We start from the raw sequence: 19,435 nt of genomic DNA, 5'->3' as shown, positions 1-19,435 counted from the left end.
CCGTCACGGGTTCTCGAAGACGGACGGCGGCGGTGCGGGCGACGGTTTGGCCGCCGCGTCGGTGACGACGGCCGCGCCGCCGGTGAAGTCGGTGAGCGCGCGGCCGTGTTCGACGCGGCCCGGGTGCGGGTCGCCCGCCACCCGCCGGGTGAACTCCGCGACCGGGAGCGCCACGGCCGAGGCGAGCAGGACCGCGTTGCCGAAGCGGCGGCCCCGCCACACCACCGGGTCGGCGGCCAGCGCCAGTTCGGGGAAGACGGCGGCGGCGGTGGCGACCTGACCGCGCAGGTGGGCGAGCGGAGGGCCGTCGGCGAGGTTGGCGGCGTACCGCCCTTCGGGCTTCAGGACCCGGCGCACCTCGGCGAGGAATTCGGCGGAGGTCAGGTGGGCGGGGGTACGGGCGCCGCTGAACACGTCCGCGATGATCAGGTCGGCCCAGCCGTCCGGAAACCTGCCGAGCCCCTCGCGGGCGTCGGCGGCCCGGACCCGGACCCGGGCCTGGGAGTCGAGCGGGAGGCGGTCGCGGACGAGCTGGACGAGGGGCGCGTCGAGCTCGACGATCTGCTGGGTGGAGCGGGGGCGGGTCGCGGCGGTGTACCGGGCGAGAGTGAAGGCGCCGCCGCCCAGATGCAGGACGTGCAGCGGCTGGAGCGGGGGTGCGGCGAGGTCGATGACGTGGCCCAGGCGGCGCTGGTAGGCGAACGAGAGGTGCCCGGGATCGTCGAGGTCCACGTGGGACTGCGGGGCGCCGTCGATCAGGAGCGTCCAGGCGCCCGGGCGTTCCCGGTCGGGTATGAGCTCGGCGAGTCCGCCGCCGACCTGCTGGGAGACCGGCTCCCGCTCGGCCCGGCCGGCTCCCCGGCCGCCGCCCTGGCGCCCCTTCGCGCCGTCGGCTCCGCCCTTGCCCGCGGCCTTGTTCCCGCCGGCTCCCTTGCTCTTGCCCGCGGCCTTGTCCTTGCCCTGGGCCGGCGCTCCTCGACGTGCCACGTTCGCTGGTCCTTGCTGGTGGGGGCCCGGGTCACCGGCCGCGCGGAGGTGTTCCGCCCGTCCGTCCATTATGGGCTCAGCAGCAGTTGTCGGCCGCCTCGATCAGCCGGGCGGCCTGGTCGAGGGCGGCGCGGAGCACGGCCGGATCGGTGACCGGGGCGTCCTCGGCGGGCGGGAGCAGCCAGCCGGAGCCGGAGCCGGGCGGCTCGGCGGGGATGCGCAGCCCGCGGCCGTCGGTCCGCGTACAGGCGCTGCCCGGTACGTCCCAGGCGTCGGCGGTGCCCGGCGGTACGAGGAAGCCGAGGGTGTCGCAGGCGCCGTCGTGCAGGACCGGGCCCACGGGCTCCTGGTCCCGTCCGCGGCGGAGGATGTCGACGGCCTCCAGCCCCTGCCGGGCGGGGACCGTGACGAGGTCCAAGGACTGATCCCCCTGCGCCGGGGCCATCGGTTTCGTCGCGGTCGTCCGTGAGCCGGTCTCCCTGCCGAGATGCAACAAGGGAACCCCTCCTCTCATCCCGAACGGAGCCACGCTCCGTCTCCACATGGACCAACGCCCCTGGGGCGTCAAGGGCTACGGGCCCACACCGCCGCAAAGGGTGGCAGTTCATGGCAGATCGGGGGCGGTATGCCCCTTTCGCAACGAAACGTTGTGTGTGCGTCCCGTCACAGCAGGTACGTTCTTGCTCCGCCGGGGCTCCGGGATCCACGGGCCCCGGCCGCACCAGAGAGGGGCCGGCCATGGCGGCGACAGCGGCAGTTCCCAACCTCGCCTTCCGTCAGCTGCGCGGACAGCGTTCCGCCGGGGAGTTCGCGGCGGCCGTCCGCCGAGCGGCCCGGGAGATCGGGGAGCAGGTCGCGTGCGACGCCCGTTACATCGGGCGCGTGGAGTCCGGGGAGATCCGCTGCCCCAACTACGCCTACGAACGCGTGTTCCTGCACATGTTCCCGGGGGCCTCCCTGGCCGACCTGGGGTTCTCGGCCCGCGAGAGCGTACGGGGGCGGGGCGCCCGGGTCGTGTCCGAACCGCCGCCCGCGACGGGGGCGGCGGCTTCAGCCCCTCCCCCCTCGTCTTTCCCTTCCGGCCCCGCCCTTCTCCACCGCGCCACCGAAACCGACGACATCCCCGAGGAGAGCGACGTGCTGCGTCGCGTTTTCATGACGAGCGGCACCACCACGATGGCGGCCGCTTCCCTGGGTCTCGGCGGGGCGCCCGCCTCCGCCGCCCGGGTCTCTCTGCCCGCGCAGCGCCGGGTCGGCGAGGCGGAGGTGCACGCCGTCGAGAAGGCCGTACGGCAGATCCGGCTGCTGGACGACCGGCACGGCGCGGACGGGCTCTACCGCCGGGCCGCCCAGCCGCTGCGCGCGGCGTACGAACTGCTGGACGCCGGGACCACCGCACGGCGCGCCACCTCGGACCGGCTGCACGCGGGCGCCGGCGAGCTGGCCATCTCGGTGGGCTGGCTGGCCCACGACTCGGGCCGCTTCGACGACGCCCGCTCGCACTACGCGGAGGCGCTGGCCACGGCGCGGCTGGCCGGGGACGCGGGGCTCGAGGCGCACGCGTTCTGCAACACGTCGTTCCTGGCCCGGGACGCCGGGCGGCCCCGGGAGGCGGTACGGGCGGCGGAGGCCGGCCAGCGGGCCGCCCGCACGCTGGGGTCACCCCGGCTGCTGGCGCTGCTCGCGCTGCGGGAGGCGGGGGGCCGGGCGGGGCTCGGGGACCGGACGGGGTGCGACCGGGCGATCGGGCGGGCCCGGGCGGCGTTCGACCGGGGGACGGCGGCGGGTGATCCGGAGTGGATGAGCTTCTTCCGGGAGGCGGAGCTGGAGCTGCTGGAGGCGCAGTGCTGGTCGGCGCTGGGCGACTGGTCCCGTGCCGCGCGGCACGGGCGGCGGGCGGCGGCGCTCCAGGACGCGCACTTCACCCGGAACCTGGCGCTGTACCGGGCCCAGCTCACGGGTGACCTGGCCCGGGCGGGGCGGGTGGACGAGGCAGCGGCAACGGGGCACCAGGTGCTGGACCTGCTGACCCGGGTCCAGTCCTCGCGGATCCGGGGCATGCTGGCGGGGGCGGCGCGGGTGCTGGAGCCGCGGGCCGGGGCGGGCCCGGTGGCCGCCTTCCTGACCCGCCACCAGGAGTCACCCCCGCCCCCAAAACCCGGCCCGCCGCCCGGCCGGCCCACCCGGTCCGGCGGCCGGCCCAGCCCGTCCGGCGCTTGAGGACGGAACCAGCAAGCACATTCCGGGGTGCGAAACCCAGCCCGTCCGGCGCTTGAGGACGGAGCCAGCAAGCACGTTCCAGGGTGCGAAAACCCAGCCCGTCCGGCGCTTGAGGACGGAACCAGCAAGCACGTTCCAGGGTGCAAAACCCAGCCCGTCCGGCGCTTGAGGACGGAACCAGCAAGCACGTTCCAGGGTGCGAAAACCCAGCCCGTCCGGCGCTTGAGGACGGAACCGATCAGCAGGTTTCAGGGTGCTGATCAGGGCCTCCCGCGCCACGGGGTCCTTGAAGAGCCCGCCCACCGGCCAAAGGGTTCCGTCCTCAAGCGCCGGACGGGCTTGGGTGGGCCCGGGGTTCCGTCCTCAAGCGCCGGACAGGCTTGAGCGGGCCCGGGCGGGGGGTTAGCGGTCCAGGTGGCCCGTGTCGTTCCAGCGTTCCACGGCCGGCAGGCCGTACGCCCAGCCCAGGACCGACAGCGACGTCGGGTCCAGGCGGATGCGGGCGCCGAAGGACAGGTCCTCGCCCAGCCATCGCGCGCCCAGCGCCCGCAGGATGTGGCCGTGGGCGAAGACCAGGACGTCCCGGTCCGCCGAGCGGGCCCAGGCGACGATCTCGTCCGCGCGGGCGGTGACGTCGGCGACGGACTCCCCGTCCGGGACCCCGTCGCGCCAGATCAGCCAGTCGGACCGGTCCGCCCTGATCTCGGCCGGCGTCAGGCCCTCGTACGCCCCGTAGTCCCATTCCATCAGCGCGTCCCACGGCTCGGCCCGCTCCCCGAACCCGGCGAGCCGGCAGGTCTCGGCGGCCCGGACGAGCGGGCTGGTGCGGACCTCGACGCCGGGCAGCCCCGCCCACGGCGCCCGGTGCAGCCGCTCGCCGAGGAGCTTCGCGCCCTCGCGCCCGTCGTCCAGGAGCGGGATGTCCGTCCTGCCGGTGTGGTTGCCCCGGACCGACCACTGGGTCTGGCCGTGCCGGGCGAGCAGGATGCGCGATGCCATGAAGGCTCTCCCTGGAACGTTGGTGCTGTTGGGCCCTTCCATCATCCCGTACCGGCCCGGCAGGCAACCTCCCGGGCCGTGCGGGCGTCCCAACCTGAGCAGCGCCCGGCCGGGAGTTCGGACCAGGGCGGGGACCGCTGTGTACGGGATGTCCGGCAGGGGACCCCCGGGGGAGATGGCGGCACGGCGCCGCCGTACGGTTGAACGTTCGTCGTCGGCCGCATGAACATGGGGAGAGCTACCGGATGCCGCACGCCACCGCGCCGCCCGCGACCGGTCATCGGCCCCGCTGGTGGACGGAGCTGCCACTGATCGCGGTGGTGTACGCGCTGTATTCGGTGGGCCGGCTCCTGGTGCGCGGCGACGTGTCGACGGCAGTCGACCACGGCCTGGCGATCCTGCGGCTGGAACAGGCGCTGTACCTCAACGCCGAGCACCCGCTGAACCGTCTCTTCACCAGCACCCCGTCGCTCGGGATACCCGCCGACTTCGCGTACGCGTCCCTGCACTACCTGGTCACCCCGGCCGTCCTCATATGGATGTTCCGGCGCAGGTCGGCCGCGTACCGCTCGGCCCGGGTCTGGCTGATGAACTCCACGCTGCTGGGGCTGGTCGGCTTCACGCTGATGCCGACCTGTCCGCCCCGGCTGCTGGACGCGGGCCACGGCTTCGTCGACACGATGGCGCAGTACAGCGCGTACGGCTGGTGGGGCGAGGGGGCGAGCGCCCCGCGCGGGCTGAGCGGGATGACCAACCAGTACGCGGCGATGCCCAGCCTGCACGTCGGGTGGTCCGTGTGGTGCGGGATCCTGCTGTGGCGGCACGGCCGCCATCCCCTCGTACGGGCGGCGGGCATCGCCTATCCGCTGATCACCACGGTCATCGTGATGGGCACCGCCAACCACTACTTCCTGGACGCCGTCGCGGGCGCCGCGGTGATGGGCGTCGGAGCCCTGCTGGTCAGGCCCGTCGTACGGATCGCCGACCGGTTCAAGGCGTGGGGCGCGGCCCGGTTCACCGGGCCGGCCGCCGTCCTGTTCGTGGGCCGGAGCGCGGGCGGCCGGGGCACCGTCGCCGGCTCCGTATCCGCGGCCGTGACCCCGCATGTCAGTACCGGATGCAAGACTTCCCCGGGTGAGCGAATCCCCGGCCAGCGGACCACCTCCGCAGATCCCCCCGGCCCGGCAGTCAGCGGCACAACAGCCGGCGACGACGCCGACGCGGCCGCGAGCGACGACGCTCCGGCAGCGGCTCGCTGAGCTGCGCGGCCCGTCCGTCCAACCGCACCCGCTCGACGCGAGAGCCCTGGCCGCCCTCGCCGCCAACCCCGGCTGCAAGCGGCGGGCCCTGCTCGACGGCGCCGGGGTGGACAAGGGCGTGCTGGCCACCGCGCTCGGCTCCCCCGCCCCCTTCGGGCAGTCCCAGTTCGCCTTCATGCGGGGCAACGCGTTCGAGGCGAAGGTCAAGGCCGACGGCGGGGCGGAGCTGCTGCGCCTGCTGTACGAACGGCTCGGCGGCGGGGCCGAGGCCCCGGCCGGGGACGCCGCCACGCCCGATCTGAGCGCCGCCGGTCCCGAGGGCCGTGCCGCGCGCACCGCGCTCGCGCTGCGCGAGGCCACGGCGACGGGCGGCTGGGCGCTGCTGGACCACCCGATGCTGGCCCTGGAGGTGGCGGGCTCCCCCGCCTATCTGGAGCCCGACGCGGTCGTGGTGCACCCCGACGGCCGCTGGACGGTGGTGGAAATCAAGTCGTTCCCGATGATCGACGCGTCGGCCGACCCGTCGAAGGTCGGCGCCGCCGCCCGGCAGGCCGCGGTGTACGTGCTGGCGCTGGAGCGGGTCGCGGCGGTCACCGAGGGCGCGGAGGTCGGGCACCGGGTGCTGCTGGTCTGCCCCAAGGACTTCTCCAATCTGCCGACCGCCTCCGTCGTGGACGTACGCAAGCAGCGCGCCGTGACCCGCCGGCAGCTGACCCGGCTGACGCGCGTCGAGGACATCGCGGCGGGGCTGCCGGAGGGGACGACGTTCGATCCGGCGTGCCCGCCCGAGGAGCTGGACGCCGCCGTGGCGGCGGTGCCCCCGGCCTACGCCCCGGAGTGCCTGGCCGCCTGCGAGCTGGCCTTCCACTGCCGGGCCAAGTCCCGGGCCGAAGGGGCCGTTGAGGCGCTGGGCCGCAGTGTGCGCGGTGAGCTGGGCGGGCTGACCACGGTGGCCGGGGTGCTGGCCGCCGCCGCGGGCAAGGAGGGCGATCCCGCCGATCCGACGGTCGCCGCGCTGCGCCGGGCCGCCGCCCTGCGCGCCGAGGCGCTGGAGAGCGCCTCCGGCGCACGCGCCGGAGCGCTGGACGGTGGCTCCGTTCCGCGTGACGAGGCGCCGGAGGGTGCGGCCGCATGTCGCTGATCACCACCCTGGCCCGGCTGGAGGCCGTCGACACCGGCCGCGCCCAGCCGCTGGCGACCGTACGGCACCGTCACCTCACCGACCGGCCCCTCGTGCTGGTGCCGCTGACCACCGCCGGTGAGGCCGGGGCCCCGCTCGGGGCGCTGGTCGGCACGGACCGGGAGGCGCCCCGGCTGCTGGCCGTCGCCCAGCCCCGCGACCGGGACCTGCGGTTCGCGTTCCTGGCCGAGCTGGCGGAGGCCGTCCTGCCGCACATCGAGGCGTACGCGGACGTCGTCGAGCCCGCCGAGCGCAACGAGGTGGACCCGGCGACCGGCAAGAAGACCAAGGTCGAGGTCGAGCTGTGCACGGACGCCGCGCAGCTGGTCCTGCCGAGCCGGGCGGGCGTCGAGTTCGTCCGGCTGCTGGGCCGGTCCATGCGGTTCCGCCGCACCGCCGAGGACGATCCGGACACCCCGTATCCGGCCCCGGCGCGGGTGCCGCTCCTCGGCCGCTGGCTGACGCACTACGGGGAGCGGGCCCGGGTGCCCGGCTCCTCGCTGCTGCCCGCCGTCACGGATCTGCTGAACCGGCACTGGGCGACCGGGCAGAGCAGTCTGGAGGACCAGCACCTGGGCGCGCTGCTGGCCTGGATCGACCCGCCGGCCGGCTCCTCGGGGGCCGAGGCCGCGCTCCGGGCCGAGCTGGCCAGGGACGGGGACGGCCAGCTGCTGTGCCCGCCCGCGGGTCCGGCCACCGACCCGGACTTCGACAACCGTCTCCTCGCCCCGGCGATCGAGCGGTACGACCGGGCGCGCACGGCGCTCGCGTCCGCCGAGGACGGGCTCGCCGCCGACGCCCGCCTCGGTGAGCTGAGCGGTGCCGAGCGGGAGATCCGCTCGCTGCTGGCCAGGGTCATGCTGCCGACCTGGGACGCGGTCTGGCGGGGTCTCGACCTGCTGCGGGAGCTGCCCGAGGGATCCCGGGCCGAGGACCGCTGGACCCGGGACCGGTGGTCGTTCACCGCGCACCGGGACCGGGTGCGCTCGGGCGAGCCGCCGCAGCCGCGCCGCGACGACGCGGTGACGGCGGCCCAGAAGCTGGCTTCCCGGGAGACCGCCCAGGCCCAGTTGGAGGCGCAGGAGGCGCTGGACGATCCGCTGGTGCTGGCGGGGCGGCGGCTGGCGGGCGAGGCGTTCCTCGCCACGGTGTCCGAGGTGGAGATGGCGTACACCGAGTCCAAGCGGCCCTCCCCGCGCCCGCTGGTCACCGTCCGCACGGACGAGCGTCCGCACCTGGCCGAGCGGACGAAGGTCTACCGCTCGCTGGAGGGCAAGCCGCAGACGGCGGAGTTCGTGCGGTACGCGGACGGGCCCCCGGCCGACGACGGCGAGATCCCGCTGGTGCTGCGGATCCTGGACCGGATGGGCCGGGGCAAGGAGCCCGCGCCCGGTTCGGTGCCGGAGCCCGGCGAGCGGATCGCCTGGACCCTGTTCGAGCACGACCAGCGCGGCGGCCCGAAGCTTCCGGACCCGGAGGAGACGCCGTGGACCCACGGCGGCCCGCCGGGCTCGGACGCCGCCGAGCGCCCGGAGCGACCCGACCCCGTGACCCCGGAGGACCTGCTGTGAGGACCGTCTTCGACCCGGGCGCGGAGGCGGCGCGCGCGACCGGCGCGATCCTCGACGACACCCTGCGCGGCACCGCCCGGGGCATCGTCGTGGACTCGCCCCCCGGCGCCGGGAAGTCGACTCTGGTGGTCCGGGCGGCCCTGGAGCTGGCCGCCGCCGGGCATCCGCTGATGGTGATCGCGCAGACCAACGCCCAGGTCGACGACCTGGTGGTGCGGCTCGCGGAGAAGGACCCGGAGCTGCCGGTGGGCCGGCTCCACAGCAGCGACTCCGACCCGTACGACAAGGTCCTGGACGGGCTCGCCAATGTCACGAAGTCGGCGAAGGCGGCGGATCTGGCCGGGCTCGACGTGGTGATCTCGACGGCCGCCAAGTGGGCGCACGTGAAGAACGTGGAGCCCTGGGGGCACGCGATCGTCGACGAGGCGTACCAGATGCGCTCCGACGCGCTGCTGGCCGTGGCCGGGCTGTTCGAGCGGGCGCTGTTCGTCGGGGACCCGGGCCAGCTGGACCCGTTCTCGATCGTCGGTGCCGACCAGTGGGCGGGACTGAGCTATGACCCGTCCGCGAGCGCGGTGTCCACGCTGCTCGCGCACAATCCGGAGCTGCCGCAGCACCGGCTGCCGGTGTCGTGGCGGCTCCCGGCGTCGGCGGCCCCGCTGGTGTCGGACGCGTTCTACCCGTACACGCCGTTCCGCAGCGGTACGGACCACGGGGACCGGAAGCTCTCCTTCGGGGTGGCGTCGGACGGTTCGGGGCCCGACCGGGTGCTGGACGAGGCGGCGGAGTCCGGGTGGGGGCTGCTGGAGCTGCCCGCCCGGCACACCCCGCGCACCGACCCCGAGGCGGTACGGGCGGTGGCGCTGGTGGTCCGGCGGCTGCTGGACCGGGGCGGGGTCGCGACGAGCGAGCGGGCCGAGGAGCCGGTGCCGGTGACGGCGGACCGGGTGGCGGTCGGCACGGCCCACCGGGACCAGGCGGCGGCGGTGCGGGCGGCCCTCACGGAGCTGGGCGTCACGGGGGTCGCGGTGGACACGGCCAACCGCCTCCAGGGCCGCGAGTTCGACGTCACGGTGGTGCTGCACCCGCTGTCGGGGCGGCCCGACGCGACCGCGTTCCACCTGGAGACGGGCCGCCTGTGCGTGCTGGCCTCGCGGCACCGGCACGCGTGCGTCGTGGTGTGCCGGGAGGGGGTGGCGGACCTGTTGGACGAGCACCCGTCCACGGAGCCGGTCCAGCTGGGCGTCACGGTGAAGTTCCCCGACGGCTGGGAGGCGAACCACGCGGTGCTGGCCCACCTCTCGGAACGCCGGGTCCGGTGGCGACCCTGAGCCAGGGGCGCCGCGTGCCGCCCCGCGTGGGAGGCGCTTCCCCGCGCCCCCGCCGCACGCCCCGGCCCTCTTGCGCGGGGTTGGACAATGGAGGGTGGCCGTCCGGATCTTCCGGTCATCAGGTCGTCCGAGGAAGGAACACCGCATGACACAGTCCGAGCGGAACGAACGGCAGCGGCTGCGCCCCGCGCCGTTGCTTTTCGAGCCGTCTCAGGCCACGGCGGATCCGGAGCACTTCTTCGACCTGGAGTCGGTGGAGGACCCCCGTGAGCTGCTGGCCCGTGCGACCGAGCTGACGCAGGCCTTCCGGGCGGCGACGGACCGGTCGGTGGAGTTCCAGGCGATGGCGGCGGCCCAGCTCGCCGATCCGCGCCGGTTCGACCGGCTGACCGCGGCGGACGTGGCCGAGCGCGCGGAGTGGACCGAGGACTACGCGAAGAAGATGATCGAGTTCGGTCGCTCCCTGCTGGACGCGCCCAGGGCGTGACCCACGTGGCCTACGGGACCCGACCCCGTGACCCGTGGGGCCCACGAGGCCGGTGAAGCCCACGAGGCCGGTGGGGCGGATGAGGCCGGTGGGGCGGATGAGGCAGACGTCGGTACGCCAGGCCGGGGGTCAGGTCCCCTGGCATATTCCGGCGGGCAAGATACCCCTTCCCCTCCCGTCCTGTCCCGGTTTCCGGCAACTCTGGGAATCCTTCCCGTCACTCCCGGTAGACCTGGCTGCATGAGCGCATGGCTGAAAGACGAAACGACCCTGCAAGCCGGTGCCGTCCCGCACCACGGCGTCGACATCTTCGCCCTGCTGCAAGATCAGTCCGGCCCCCAGGCCGCACAGGTCACGGCGGCCGGTGCCGCCTGGCTGGCGGGGGCCGCCCCCTATCCCCGCAGCACGCTCGCCCACTGGGAGGAGCGCCCCGAGGCCCCCGGGGTGCTCCCCTGCGGTTCCGCTTTCGACGTCGTGAACGTGCCGGCGCTGTTCGGGCGGCGGATGCTGGAGCAGCTCTGGGCCGAGGGGCCCGGCTCCGGTCCGGTCGCGACGCACCGGGGCCGGATGCTGCTGTTCGCCGCCCCCGGAACAGCCCAGCGGCTGCCCTCGCTGCTCGCCTGGGAGGAGTGGGGAACCAGCGGTTCCGCAGGCGCCGGAGACTCCGGGAAGCAGCGCGGCACGGTGCCGCCCCTGCTCTGTCACGGCACCGGCGACGCCGTGACCGTACCGCCGCTGATCTGCGCTTCGTCCGAGGGCGGGCCGCGTTGGGTGGTCGCCCCCGACACCCGCAGTCCATGGCTCCCGGGCCCCGAAGTGCTGCTCTGGGCGTGTGTGCGGGTGAGCCGGTCCTCGTCGTCCCCGGGTGCCGCGCATTCGATTTTTCCTCGGACGGATCAGGGTGCTAATGTCTACGACGTCACCAGGCGCCGTTAGCTCAGTTGGTTAGAGCAGCTGACTCTTAATCAGCGGGTCCGGGGTTCGAGTCCCTGACGGCGCACAGACGGAAGAAGCCCCTCGCGGAAGCGGGGGGCTTCTTCGTTCACCCGTGTGCGGCGAGGTCCTCCCCGGGGCTCCCCGCAGGGCTGCTCCGGACGCCCGCGGTGATCCGGACGGTCCAGGAGCCGGACGGAGTGCGGTCGGCGACCTCGACGCGGGTGTCGTCGCCCGGCACGGTGAAGGTCTCCCCGACGGCGAGCGGGGCGTCGGCCAGCGGCGGGTAGACCGAGCGATCCCAGCAGGCCCCGGTGTCCGGGTGGGTGTCGACCACCTCGACGGGCCCGCCGCCGGAGGCCGTCTCACTGCGGACGCGGTAGATCAGGACGCCCTCGGCGCAGGTGTCCCGGTCGTTCCCGGTGGCGCTGCGGGCCTCGATGGCCAGGACACTGCCGGCACCGGTGCGGACGACGGCGAGCCGGGTCCCGATCGACCCGCCGGGGGCCGGGGCGGCGGCGACCGGTTCGAGGGTGAGGTCGGCCGAGCCCCGGACGCAGACGACCTGGCGTCCGCCGAGCCAGCCGAGCTTCCACTTGTGCCAGCCGAACAGGTCCGGGGCGAGGCCGAACTGGCTGCCCATGACGTCCCAGTCGCCGACGTGGGTGTCCCAGTCGCCCTGGCCGTCGGTGGGCCGGTGGTAGAGGTCGGCGAGGTCGAAGACGTGTCCGGTCTCGTGGGCGAGGACGTTGCGGTCGGGCGGGTGCTGTTCGAAGACGGTGACGACGCGCCGGATGTCGCTGTCGTCGGCGCGCAGCGGCCGGTCGAAGTTGACGACCTTGGTGGCGTCGGAGTCGACGCCCGGGGCGTCCGGGTCGGCCACCAGGTAGACGACGTCGTACCGGGAGAAGTCCACGTCCGGGTCGGCGGCGTCGATGGCGTCGCGCAGGTAGGCGGTCCGCCGCTCGGCGTTCCAGTCACGCTCTATGCCGTACCAGGTGGAGTCGCGCGGCATCTGCGTCCAGGTGGCCTGCGGATGGGGGCGCAGGGTGAACAGGCCATAACTGGCGCGCTCGAAGAAGCGGGTCGTGGCGGGGAAGTGGTCGGCGGTGAGCGCCTCGGGGGTGAGCGTGGGCTCGGAGTCCGGGAAGGACAGGAAGATCATGACCGCGTCGAGCCCCCGGTCGGGGCGCGGGTACGCCGTGTTCCAGGTGGTCAGGCCGAGCGAGTGGTGCGCCGCCGTCCGGGGCAGCGCGCAGGGCGTGGCGTCCTCCATGGCGGCCGCGGCGGGGCCCGCGACGAGGGACGTGGCGGCGAGCGCCAGGAGGGAGGTGGCGGCGGCGGCCAGACTGCGCAGTGGCGGCCGTTCCGCTCCCCCGGGTCCGCGACGGCACGGCACATCGACCTCCGGGTGGGGAAACACGGTCCATCCCGTCCACCCTGCGCCGCTTCACCACGCCACGCCCTGTTGTGCTGCCCCACACGGGTCAGCGGCCAGAACCGTCACCCAGACCTTCACGGAACGTCACCATCGACCCTTCAGTCCACCCAATGAAACAGATCCGCACAGAAATGATCAGTATCGGGCAAAGCGGAACGCCTGCTCCCGGCCCCTCGCGGACCCCTGCCATGGCCCGGACCGGACGGTGAGCTGGAACGGCCGACGCGGCACCCTCTATGCTTCACCACGCTTTCCCGCGTGGAACGGGCCCGTTCACGGGACCGCCACCCGGTGGCCAGTCCGACCCCACCAGTTCACGACGACCTTCACAGCGGGAGCGAGCGGTGAGCGGAACCTCCGAAGGGCCGAGTGCCCCGGCAGGCACGGCCTCCGGCGTGCCCCCCGCGCCGGTCACGGAGCGTCATACGACGGCGATGGACCCGACGGTCATGGACCCACCGTCCACGGACCGGCCGATCACGGACCCGCCGAACACGACCCCAACGGGAACGGACCCGTCGGTACCGGATACGTCGGTACCGGGTACGTCGGTACCGGACCCATCGGTGCCGGTACCGGACCCGGCGGTCACGGACCCCGCGCCCGGGGGTCCCGCGCCCGGGGACCCGGGCGCCACGGCCCCGCCCCCCGCCGACGGCGGCCCCGCCGCCTCCGAACTGCGCGACTACCGGGCCGCCTTCAACGCCGCCACACTCCCCATGGGCGTCGTAGACGGCCGCGGCCACGTCGTACGGGCCAACGAGGCGCTCGGCGGGCTCCTGGGCACCGCGGCGGCGGCCCTCGCCGGACGGCAGGCGAGCGAGCTGCTCGACCTCGCGTCCGACGACCGCACCTGGCACGCCTACCGCGAGGTCCTGCTGGGCCGCCGCTCCCGGTTCCGCTGCACCCGCCGCCTCAAGCACCCCGACGGGCGCTCCCTGTGGGCCGAGATCACCGTCGTGCCGATGACCGGAGCGTCGGCGGCGGAGCCCGCCCGGGTCCTGCTGACCATCGCGGACGTCAGCGACCGGCGCGAGCTCCAGGAGCGGCTGCGCCACCTCCAGATGCACGACCCGGTGACCCGGCTGCCCAACCGGACGCTGTTCTTCGAGCGCCTCGCCTCGGCCCTGGAGACCCCGCCGTACCAGGACGACTCCATGCCGCCGCGGCAGCACACCCGGATCGGGCTCTGCTATCTGGACCTGGACGGCTTCAAGGCGATCAACGACACCCTGGGGCACCGGACCGGGGACCGGCTGCTGGCCGCCGTCGCCGCGCGGCTCACCGACTGCGCCGAGAACGACGCCTCGCGCCATCCCGGCGGCAGCCGGCTGGTGGCGCGCCTGGGCGGCGACGAGTTCGCGATCCTGGTCGAGGACTCGGCGGGCACGGAGGAACTCGCCGAGCTGGCCCGCTCGGTCCTCGCCGCGCTCCAGCAGCCGTTCGACCTCGCCGGACAGCGACTTTCGGTCTCCGCGTCGATCGGGGTGGTCGAACGCGCCGCGGCGGGCACCTCTCCCACCGGTCTGATGCAGGCCGCCGACACCACGCTGTACTGGGCGAAGGCGGACGGCAAGGCCCGCTGGACCCTGTTCGACCCCGAGCGCAACGCCCACCGCATGACCCGGCAGTCCCTCTCCTCCACGCTCCGGCCCGCCGTGGAGCGCGGCGAGTTCACGCTGGAGTACCAGCCGCTGGTCGGGATGGCGGACGGGGTGGTGCGCGGCGTCGAGGCGCTGGTGCGCTGGAACCATCCGCAGTTCGGTGTGCTGCCGCCGAATCGGTTCGTCCAGATCGCCGAGGAGGACGGGTCGATCGTCCAGCTCGGCCGGTGGGTGCTGCGCACCGCGTGCCGGCAGGCGCGGCGCTGGCAGCTGGACCATCCGGACGAGCCGCCGCTGTTCATCAGCGTCAACGTCGCCGTACGGCAGGTCTGGGACTCCGACCTGGTCGCCGACGTGGACCGGATCCTGGCCGAGACCGGACTGGCCCCGGGGCTGCTCCAGCTGGAGCTGACCGAGTCGGCGGTGATGGGTTCGGGCGGCCGCCCGCTGCGGGCGCTCCAGGCGCTGAGCGACATGGGCGTACGGATCGCCATCGACGACTTCGGCACCGGCTATTCGAACCTCGCCTACCTCAGCAGGCTGCCCGTCTCCGTGCTGAAGCTGGACGGGGCGTTCGTGAAGGGCTTCCGGTACGAGGACGGTACGCACCCGAGCCCGGCCGACGAGACGATCGTGGAGGCCATGGTGCAGCTGGCCCACCGCCTGGGTCTGACCGTCACCGCGGAGTGCGTGGAGACGGCCGGGCAGGCGGAGCGGCTGCGGCGGATCGGCTGCGACACCGGGCAGGGCTGGCTGTACTCGCGGGCCGTGGCGCCGGAGCAGATCGCCGGGCTGATCGGGTCCCGGCCGCTGGAGGGCTGAGCGTGACCGGGTCCCGGCCACCTGAAAGCTCAGCGTGACCGGCCGGGTCCCGGCCGCTGGAGGGCTGACGCCGCCGGCCGGGACCCCGCACGGCCTACGGAGCGGTCGGCAGGCCGTACGCGTCCGCGATCAGGTCGTAGCTGCGCAGCCGGGCCTCGCCGCCGTGCGCGTTGGCGGTGATCATCAGCTCGTCGGCGCCGGTCCGCTTGGCCAGGTCGTCGAGGCCGCCGCGGACCTCGTCGGCCGTGCCGTGGATCACGTTGGCGAGCCAGCCGTCGACGAACTCCCGCTCCATCGGGGAGAAGTCGTACGCCGCCGCCTCCTCCGGGCTGGGAATCAGCCCAGGTCGGCCGGTGCGCAGCCGGACCATGGACAGGGCGCCGGTCAGCACCTGGCGGCGGGCCTCCCGCTCGTCGTCGGCGGCCAGCGCCGAGACCCCGATCGCGGCGTACGGGGCGTCCAGCACGGCGGAGGGCCGGAAGGACTCGCGGTACAGGTCGAGCGCGGGGATGGTGTTCTGCGCCGAGAAGTGGTGCGCGAAGGAGAACGGCAGCCCCAGCGTGCCGGCCAGCCGCGCGCTGAAGCCGGAGGAGCCCAGCAGCCAGACGGGCGGCCGGTGCGCGGACTGCACACCGCCGGGGGCGGTCGCCTGGACCGGGCCCGGCACGGCATGGATCCGGGCGTAGGGGTGCCCGTCGGGGAAGTCGTCGTCCAGGAACCGGATCAGCTCCATGAGCTGCTGCGGAAAGTCATCAGCGCCCTCGTTGAGCCGGTCGCTGCGGCGCAGGGCCGCCGCCGTCGCGCCGTCCGTGCCGGGAGCCCGGCCCAGGCCCAGGTCGACCCGGCCCGGGGCCATCGCCTCCAGGGTGCCGAACTGCTCGGCGATCACCAGCGGCGCGTGGTTGGGCAGCATCACCCCGCCGGAGCCGAGGCGGATGCGCTCGGTGTGGGCGGCGATGTGCGCCAGGATCACGGCCGGGGAGGACGAGGCGACCCCGGGCATGGAGTGGTGCTCGGCGACCCAGAAGCGGTGGTAGCCGCGGCTCTCGGTGAGCTTCGCGATGTCCACGCTGGTGCGCAGGGCCTGGGTCGCGGTGCGGCCCTGCCCGACGGTGACCAGATCGAGGACGGACAGCGGAACGGCCGCCGTTCCGGCTGCGGCGCCCCGGATCCCGTCGGCGTCGGCCGGGCCGCCGCTCGCGCCTGCGGTCGCGTCACCACTCGTGTCGCTGCGGGTCTCGTCGCCTCGGATCTCGTCCACGTGTCGGCCTCTCCCGGTGCTGCTGTCGTACGGCTGCGTATCGGAGGGGTACAACAGGAGGATGGCTCCGCTTATTCCCGCACATCAGCCGTGCGCCGAGGCCGCTCCGTACCTCGGAGCCTGACAACCCGACGCCGAGGCCGCTCCGTACCTCGGAGCCTGACAACCCGACGCCGAGGCCACTCCCGCACCTCGGAGCCTGACGACCGGGCGTCGAGGCTACTCCCGTACCTCGATGCCCTTCGGCTCCAGCGACCTCAGCACCGGCTCGCGCGTGGCGAACAGGGTGCCGAGCAAGGGCGCCCACGTCCGGCGGTCGGTGAGGCGCAGCCCCTCCCACACCGTGACCTGGTTCGCCGTGAGGACGGGCTTGCCGAGCAGTTCCTCCAGCTCGGGGACGTACGCGGCGGTGTGCAGGGAGGTGTCCGGGATCAGCACCACCTCGGCGTCCGGGTGGTCGGCCTCCCGCGCCAGCCCCTTCACCCGCTCCGGGAGCCAGGACCCGGCCTCGGCCGAGGACGCGGCCCCGCCGGACGCGGCGGCCACCACCTCGACGCCCGCCGAGACCAGGAACTCCGCGAAGAGCCCGGTGACGTCCTCGGGGTAGGGGGCGGCGACGGCGACCCGGCCGGCGCCCAGCTCCCGCAGCGCGTGGACGAAGCCGATCGAGGTGCTGGAGGCGGGCAGGCCGGCGCTCCGGGCGAGGGTGGCGACCTGCTCGTGGGCGCCCTCCCAGCCCTGCCCGAAGCTCCCGCCGCTGGAGGCCCACACCAGCGCCTCGGCCCCGGCGAGGCGCAGTTCCTCGACGCCCTCGGCGATCCGGGCGGGGGCGCCCTGCTCGCGCAGCGCGTCGGCACGGTAGGCGTCCTCCCCCGTTCCGGTGGAGAACAGGGGCAGCCTGATGTCGGTGTCGAGCAGGATCTCGGTCCGTGGGAAGTCGTCCTCGGCGGCGTGGCCCGGGTAGAGAAGTCCTACGGTCGTCATGTCCACCCTTCCTGTACGTCGACGGCTCGCCGCACGGTGGGCGGCGGCCCCGCCAGGCGGTCGCCACGGCCCTCCGGGCGCTCCGGCGGCCGTGACCGCGCGACCGGTCACTCTTGCCCCGGCGTCTTCCCAGTATTCCCCCGGGCGAGCGCGGGGGCGCGCGGCCGGGCCTCGTTGACGGAGGGGGAGCCTGCTGCGAGCGTGGGCGGAGCCGTACGTCCGTTCCGTCACGGAGGGCTGACCAGCGATGCCGGATCCCGTCCTGCTCGTCCTCGACGCCTCGCCCTCCCCGCGGCTCGGCCGGCTGACCGGCCGGGTGGACGTGCGGCACGCGGACGCCTCCTCGCTCGCCGGGCTGCTGCCGGCCGCCGACGTCCTGCTCGTGTGGGACCTCGCGTCCGACGCGGTGCGGAGGGCCTGGCCCGGGCCGGGGGCGCGGCCGCGCTGGGTGCACACGGCGAGCGCGGGCGTGGACCGGGTGCTCTGCCCGGAGCTGGTCGCGTCCGGCACCGTCCTCACCAACGCGCGGGGCGTCTTCGAGCGGCCGGTCGCGGAGTGCGTGGCGGGTCTGGTGCTGGCCTTCGCCACGGATCTCCCCGGCGTCCTGGAGTGCCGACGGCAGCGGCGCCCGCACGAGCGGGAGGGGCAGCGGGTCGCCGGTTCGCGGGCGCTGGTCGTGGGCGCGGGACCGATCGGCCGGGAGATCACCCGGCTGCTGCACGGCCTGGGGCTCACCGTGGCGCTGGTGGGGCGGACGGCCCGGCGCACGATCCACGGGGTGGCCGATCTGGACCGGCTGGCCGCGCGGGCGGACTGGGTGATCGCGGCGGTCCCGCTCACGGAGTCGACGCGCGGGATGTTCGACAGCCGGTTCTTCGGGCTGCTCCAGCCGTCGGCGCGGTTCGTCGGTGCGGGGCGCGCGGCGACGGTGGTCGAGGCCGATCTGGTGGACGCGCTGAACCGCCGCTGGCTCGCGGGGGCGGCGCTCAGCACCTTCCAGGAGGAGGCACCGGCCGCCGGGAGCCCGTTGTGGGACGCCCCGGGGCTCGTCCTGACACCGGCCCTGGGCGGGAACACCGCGGGCTGGCGGGACCGGCTGGGTGAGCGTTTCGTGGCGATGTACGAACAGTGGTCGCGCGGCCTGCCGTTGCCGAACACGGTCGACAAGGCCCTCGGTCACGTTCCGTCGACCGATCTCATCGAGGACGACCGCGCACACGGACGCGCGCGCACGGAGTGACCGGCATTTCACTGACTTGCTGTCATGAACCGTTCGCCACCAGGGAACACGCCCCGCACACTCTCGGTCGCGCTCCGCCTCCTTCGGGCACGGGAAGGTCACCTTCCGGCCACTGTTGGGTTACATGCCTCCGGCTTCCTGCATAGACGTACGGGATCGGGCAGGGGGTCACTCTGTCCGGACTGTTCGACCTCCAGGAGATTGCGAACCATGGCTGAATTCCCGAACCTGTCCCGCCGGGGTTTCCTCAACGGATCGGCGGCCGTGGGCGGCCTCCTCGTCGTTCCCGGCCTCCTCACCGCGTGCAGCAAGACCGACTCCGGATCCGCGACCGGCGAGGGCGCCCTGGACAAGCTCCGCAAGCAGGGCTTCGTACGGGTGGCCTACGCGAACGAGGCCCCGTACGGCTACCTGGAGGGCAAGGAACTCAAGGGCGAGGCCCCGACGCTGCACCGGGAGATATTCAAGGCGCTCGGGGTGGACGAGCTGAAGCCGACGCTCTCCGAGTGGGACGGACTGATCCCCGGACTCCAGGCCGGGAAGTACGACGTGGTCAGCGCGGGCATGGCCATCACCCCGGAGCGCTGCGGCAACGCGATCTTCTCCGAGCCGGAGTTCATCTCGCCGACCGCACTGATGGTGAAGAAGGGCAACCCGAAGAAGATCACCGATCTCGCCTCCGCGAAGGAGGCGGGGATCACCGTCGGCGTGATGTCGGGTGCGGTCGAAGGCAGTTACGCCAAGGGCGCCGGCATTGCCGAGGACAGGATCAAGACGCTGCAGAAGCCGCAGGACGGGGCCGACGCCGTCAAGGGCGGCCGGGTCGACGCCTTCCTGCTCACCGGGATCTCGCTCCGCTGGCTGGCGAAGACCAACCCGGACACCGAGGTCACCGAGGCGTTCGTGCCGCAGCTGGACGGCAAGGAGCAGTTCTCCCCCGGCGGCGCGGTGTTCCGCAAGGGCAACGAGGACCTGCGGGACTCCTTCAACCGCGAGCTGAAGAAGATCGTGTCGGACCGCTCCCGCTATGTGCAGCTGCTGGAGCCCTACGGGTTCGGGGAGACGGAGATCCCGCCCGCCGACCTGAAAACCGCGGATCTGTGCAAGGGCTGACGG

General features: G+C 74.2%; 16 protein-coding genes and 1 tRNA gene. 11 read left to right on the top strand and 6 right to left on the bottom strand.

Annotated features, from left to right (window positions below):
* Positions 1–3: 3 nt before the first annotated feature.
* A complete protein-coding gene (locus N7925_RS23660) occupies positions 4–987 on the bottom strand; it encodes a spermidine synthase (RefSeq protein WP_274345087.1) in 984 nt (327 codons plus the stop codon).
* A gap of 76 nt (positions 988–1,063) precedes the next feature.
* A complete protein-coding gene (locus N7925_RS23655) occupies positions 1,064–1,432 on the bottom strand; it encodes a hypothetical protein (RefSeq protein ID WP_274346543.1) in 369 nt (122 codons plus the stop codon).
* A gap of 293 nt (positions 1,433–1,725) precedes the next feature.
* Between N7925_RS23655 and N7925_RS23650 the strand changes: the two genes are divergently transcribed.
* Positions 1,726–3,207, top strand: coding sequence for a tetratricopeptide repeat protein (locus N7925_RS23650; RefSeq protein ID WP_274345086.1), 1,482 nt, complete (start codon positions 1,726–1,728; stop codon positions 3,205–3,207).
* A 402-nt stretch (positions 3,208–3,609) separates the two neighbouring features.
* Here the strand turns inward: N7925_RS23650 and N7925_RS23645 are convergent, their stop codons facing one another.
* Positions 3,610–4,206 (bottom strand): histidine phosphatase family protein, encoded by a 597-nt coding sequence (locus N7925_RS23645; protein ID WP_274345085.1) that lies wholly within the window; start codon positions 4,204–4,206, stop codon positions 3,610–3,612.
* A 245-nt stretch (positions 4,207–4,451) separates the two neighbouring features.
* Between N7925_RS23645 and N7925_RS23640 the strand changes: the two genes are divergently transcribed.
* The 7 genes from N7925_RS23640 to N7925_RS23610 all read left to right on the top strand — a co-directional run bounded on the left by N7925_RS23640 (position 4,452) and on the right by N7925_RS23610 (position 11,034).
* Positions 4,452–5,465, top strand: coding sequence for a phosphatase PAP2 family protein (locus N7925_RS23640; RefSeq protein ID WP_274345084.1), 1,014 nt, complete (start codon positions 4,452–4,454; stop codon positions 5,463–5,465).
* 106 nt (positions 5,466–5,571) lie between these two features.
* Positions 5,572–6,606 (top strand): hypothetical protein, encoded by a 1,035-nt coding sequence (locus N7925_RS23635; RefSeq protein ID WP_274346542.1) that lies wholly within the window; start codon positions 5,572–5,574, stop codon positions 6,604–6,606.
* Entirely contained in the window at positions 6,597–8,216 is a 1,620-nt protein-coding gene (locus N7925_RS23630) for a hypothetical protein (RefSeq protein ID WP_274345083.1), read from the top strand. Before N7925_RS23635 ends, N7925_RS23630 begins: the two co-directional genes overlap by 10 nt.
* Positions 8,213–9,547 carry an AAA domain-containing protein gene (locus N7925_RS23625; RefSeq protein ID WP_265601449.1) on the top strand — a complete coding sequence of 445 codons (1,335 nt, stop codon included), beginning with the start codon at positions 8,213–8,215 and terminating at the stop codon, positions 9,545–9,547. Before N7925_RS23630 ends, N7925_RS23625 begins: the two co-directional genes overlap by 4 nt.
* A gap of 145 nt (positions 9,548–9,692) precedes the next feature.
* On the top strand, positions 9,693–10,034 hold the full coding sequence (locus N7925_RS23620; RefSeq protein ID WP_097867676.1) for a hypothetical protein: 342 nt from the start codon (positions 9,693–9,695) through the stop codon (positions 10,032–10,034).
* A gap of 240 nt (positions 10,035–10,274) precedes the next feature.
* Positions 10,275–10,970 carry a bifunctional DNA primase/polymerase gene (locus N7925_RS23615; protein WP_274345082.1) on the top strand — a complete coding sequence of 232 codons (696 nt, stop codon included), beginning with the start codon at positions 10,275–10,277 and terminating at the stop codon, positions 10,968–10,970.
* A tRNA-Lys gene (locus tag N7925_RS23610) sits at positions 10,961–11,034 on the top strand. The genes N7925_RS23615 and N7925_RS23610 overlap by 10 nt, the downstream gene beginning before the upstream one ends.
* A 42-nt stretch (positions 11,035–11,076) precedes the next feature.
* Here the strand turns inward: N7925_RS23610 and N7925_RS23605 are convergent.
* Positions 11,077–12,366, bottom strand: coding sequence for a M6 family metalloprotease domain-containing protein (locus N7925_RS23605; protein WP_274346541.1), 1,290 nt, complete (start codon positions 12,364–12,366; stop codon positions 11,077–11,079).
* 386 nt (positions 12,367–12,752) lie between these two features.
* Between N7925_RS23605 and N7925_RS23600 the strand changes: the two genes are divergently transcribed.
* The gene (locus N7925_RS23600) at positions 12,753–14,834 is read left to right on the top strand and encodes an EAL domain-containing protein (RefSeq protein ID WP_443032237.1); all 2,082 of its coding nucleotides are present in this window, start codon (positions 12,753–12,755) and stop codon (positions 14,832–14,834) included.
* A gap of 94 nt (positions 14,835–14,928) precedes the next feature.
* Here N7925_RS23600 and N7925_RS23595 read toward each other — a convergent pair whose 3' ends face one another.
* Both N7925_RS23595 and N7925_RS23590 read right to left on the bottom strand, forming a co-directional pair.
* Positions 14,929–16,095, bottom strand: coding sequence for an LLM class flavin-dependent oxidoreductase (locus N7925_RS23595; protein ID WP_265601446.1), 1,167 nt, complete (start codon positions 16,093–16,095; stop codon positions 14,929–14,931).
* Positions 16,096–16,314: 219 nt separating this feature from the next.
* Positions 16,315–17,079, bottom strand: coding sequence for a maleate cis-trans isomerase family protein (locus N7925_RS23590; RefSeq protein ID WP_274345080.1), 765 nt, complete (start codon positions 17,077–17,079; stop codon positions 16,315–16,317).
* 247 nt (positions 17,080–17,326) lie between these two features.
* On the opposite strand from N7925_RS23590, the gene N7925_RS23585 reads away from it, so the two are divergent.
* Positions 17,327–18,319, top strand: coding sequence for a D-2-hydroxyacid dehydrogenase (locus tag N7925_RS23585; RefSeq protein WP_274345079.1), 993 nt, complete (start codon positions 17,327–17,329; stop codon positions 18,317–18,319).
* Between the two features lie 210 nt (positions 18,320–18,529).
* Positions 18,530–19,432, top strand: coding sequence for an ectoine/hydroxyectoine ABC transporter substrate-binding protein EhuB (gene ehuB / locus N7925_RS23580; RefSeq protein WP_265601443.1), 903 nt, complete (start codon positions 18,530–18,532; stop codon positions 19,430–19,432).
* Positions 19,433–19,435: the final 3 nt, after the last annotated feature.

Source organism: Streptomyces sp. CA-278952 (assembly GCF_028747205.1).
Lineage (GTDB): Bacteria > Actinomycetota > Actinomycetes > Streptomycetales > Streptomycetaceae > Streptomyces.
This window is presented reverse-complemented; position numbering and strand designations above follow the sequence as displayed.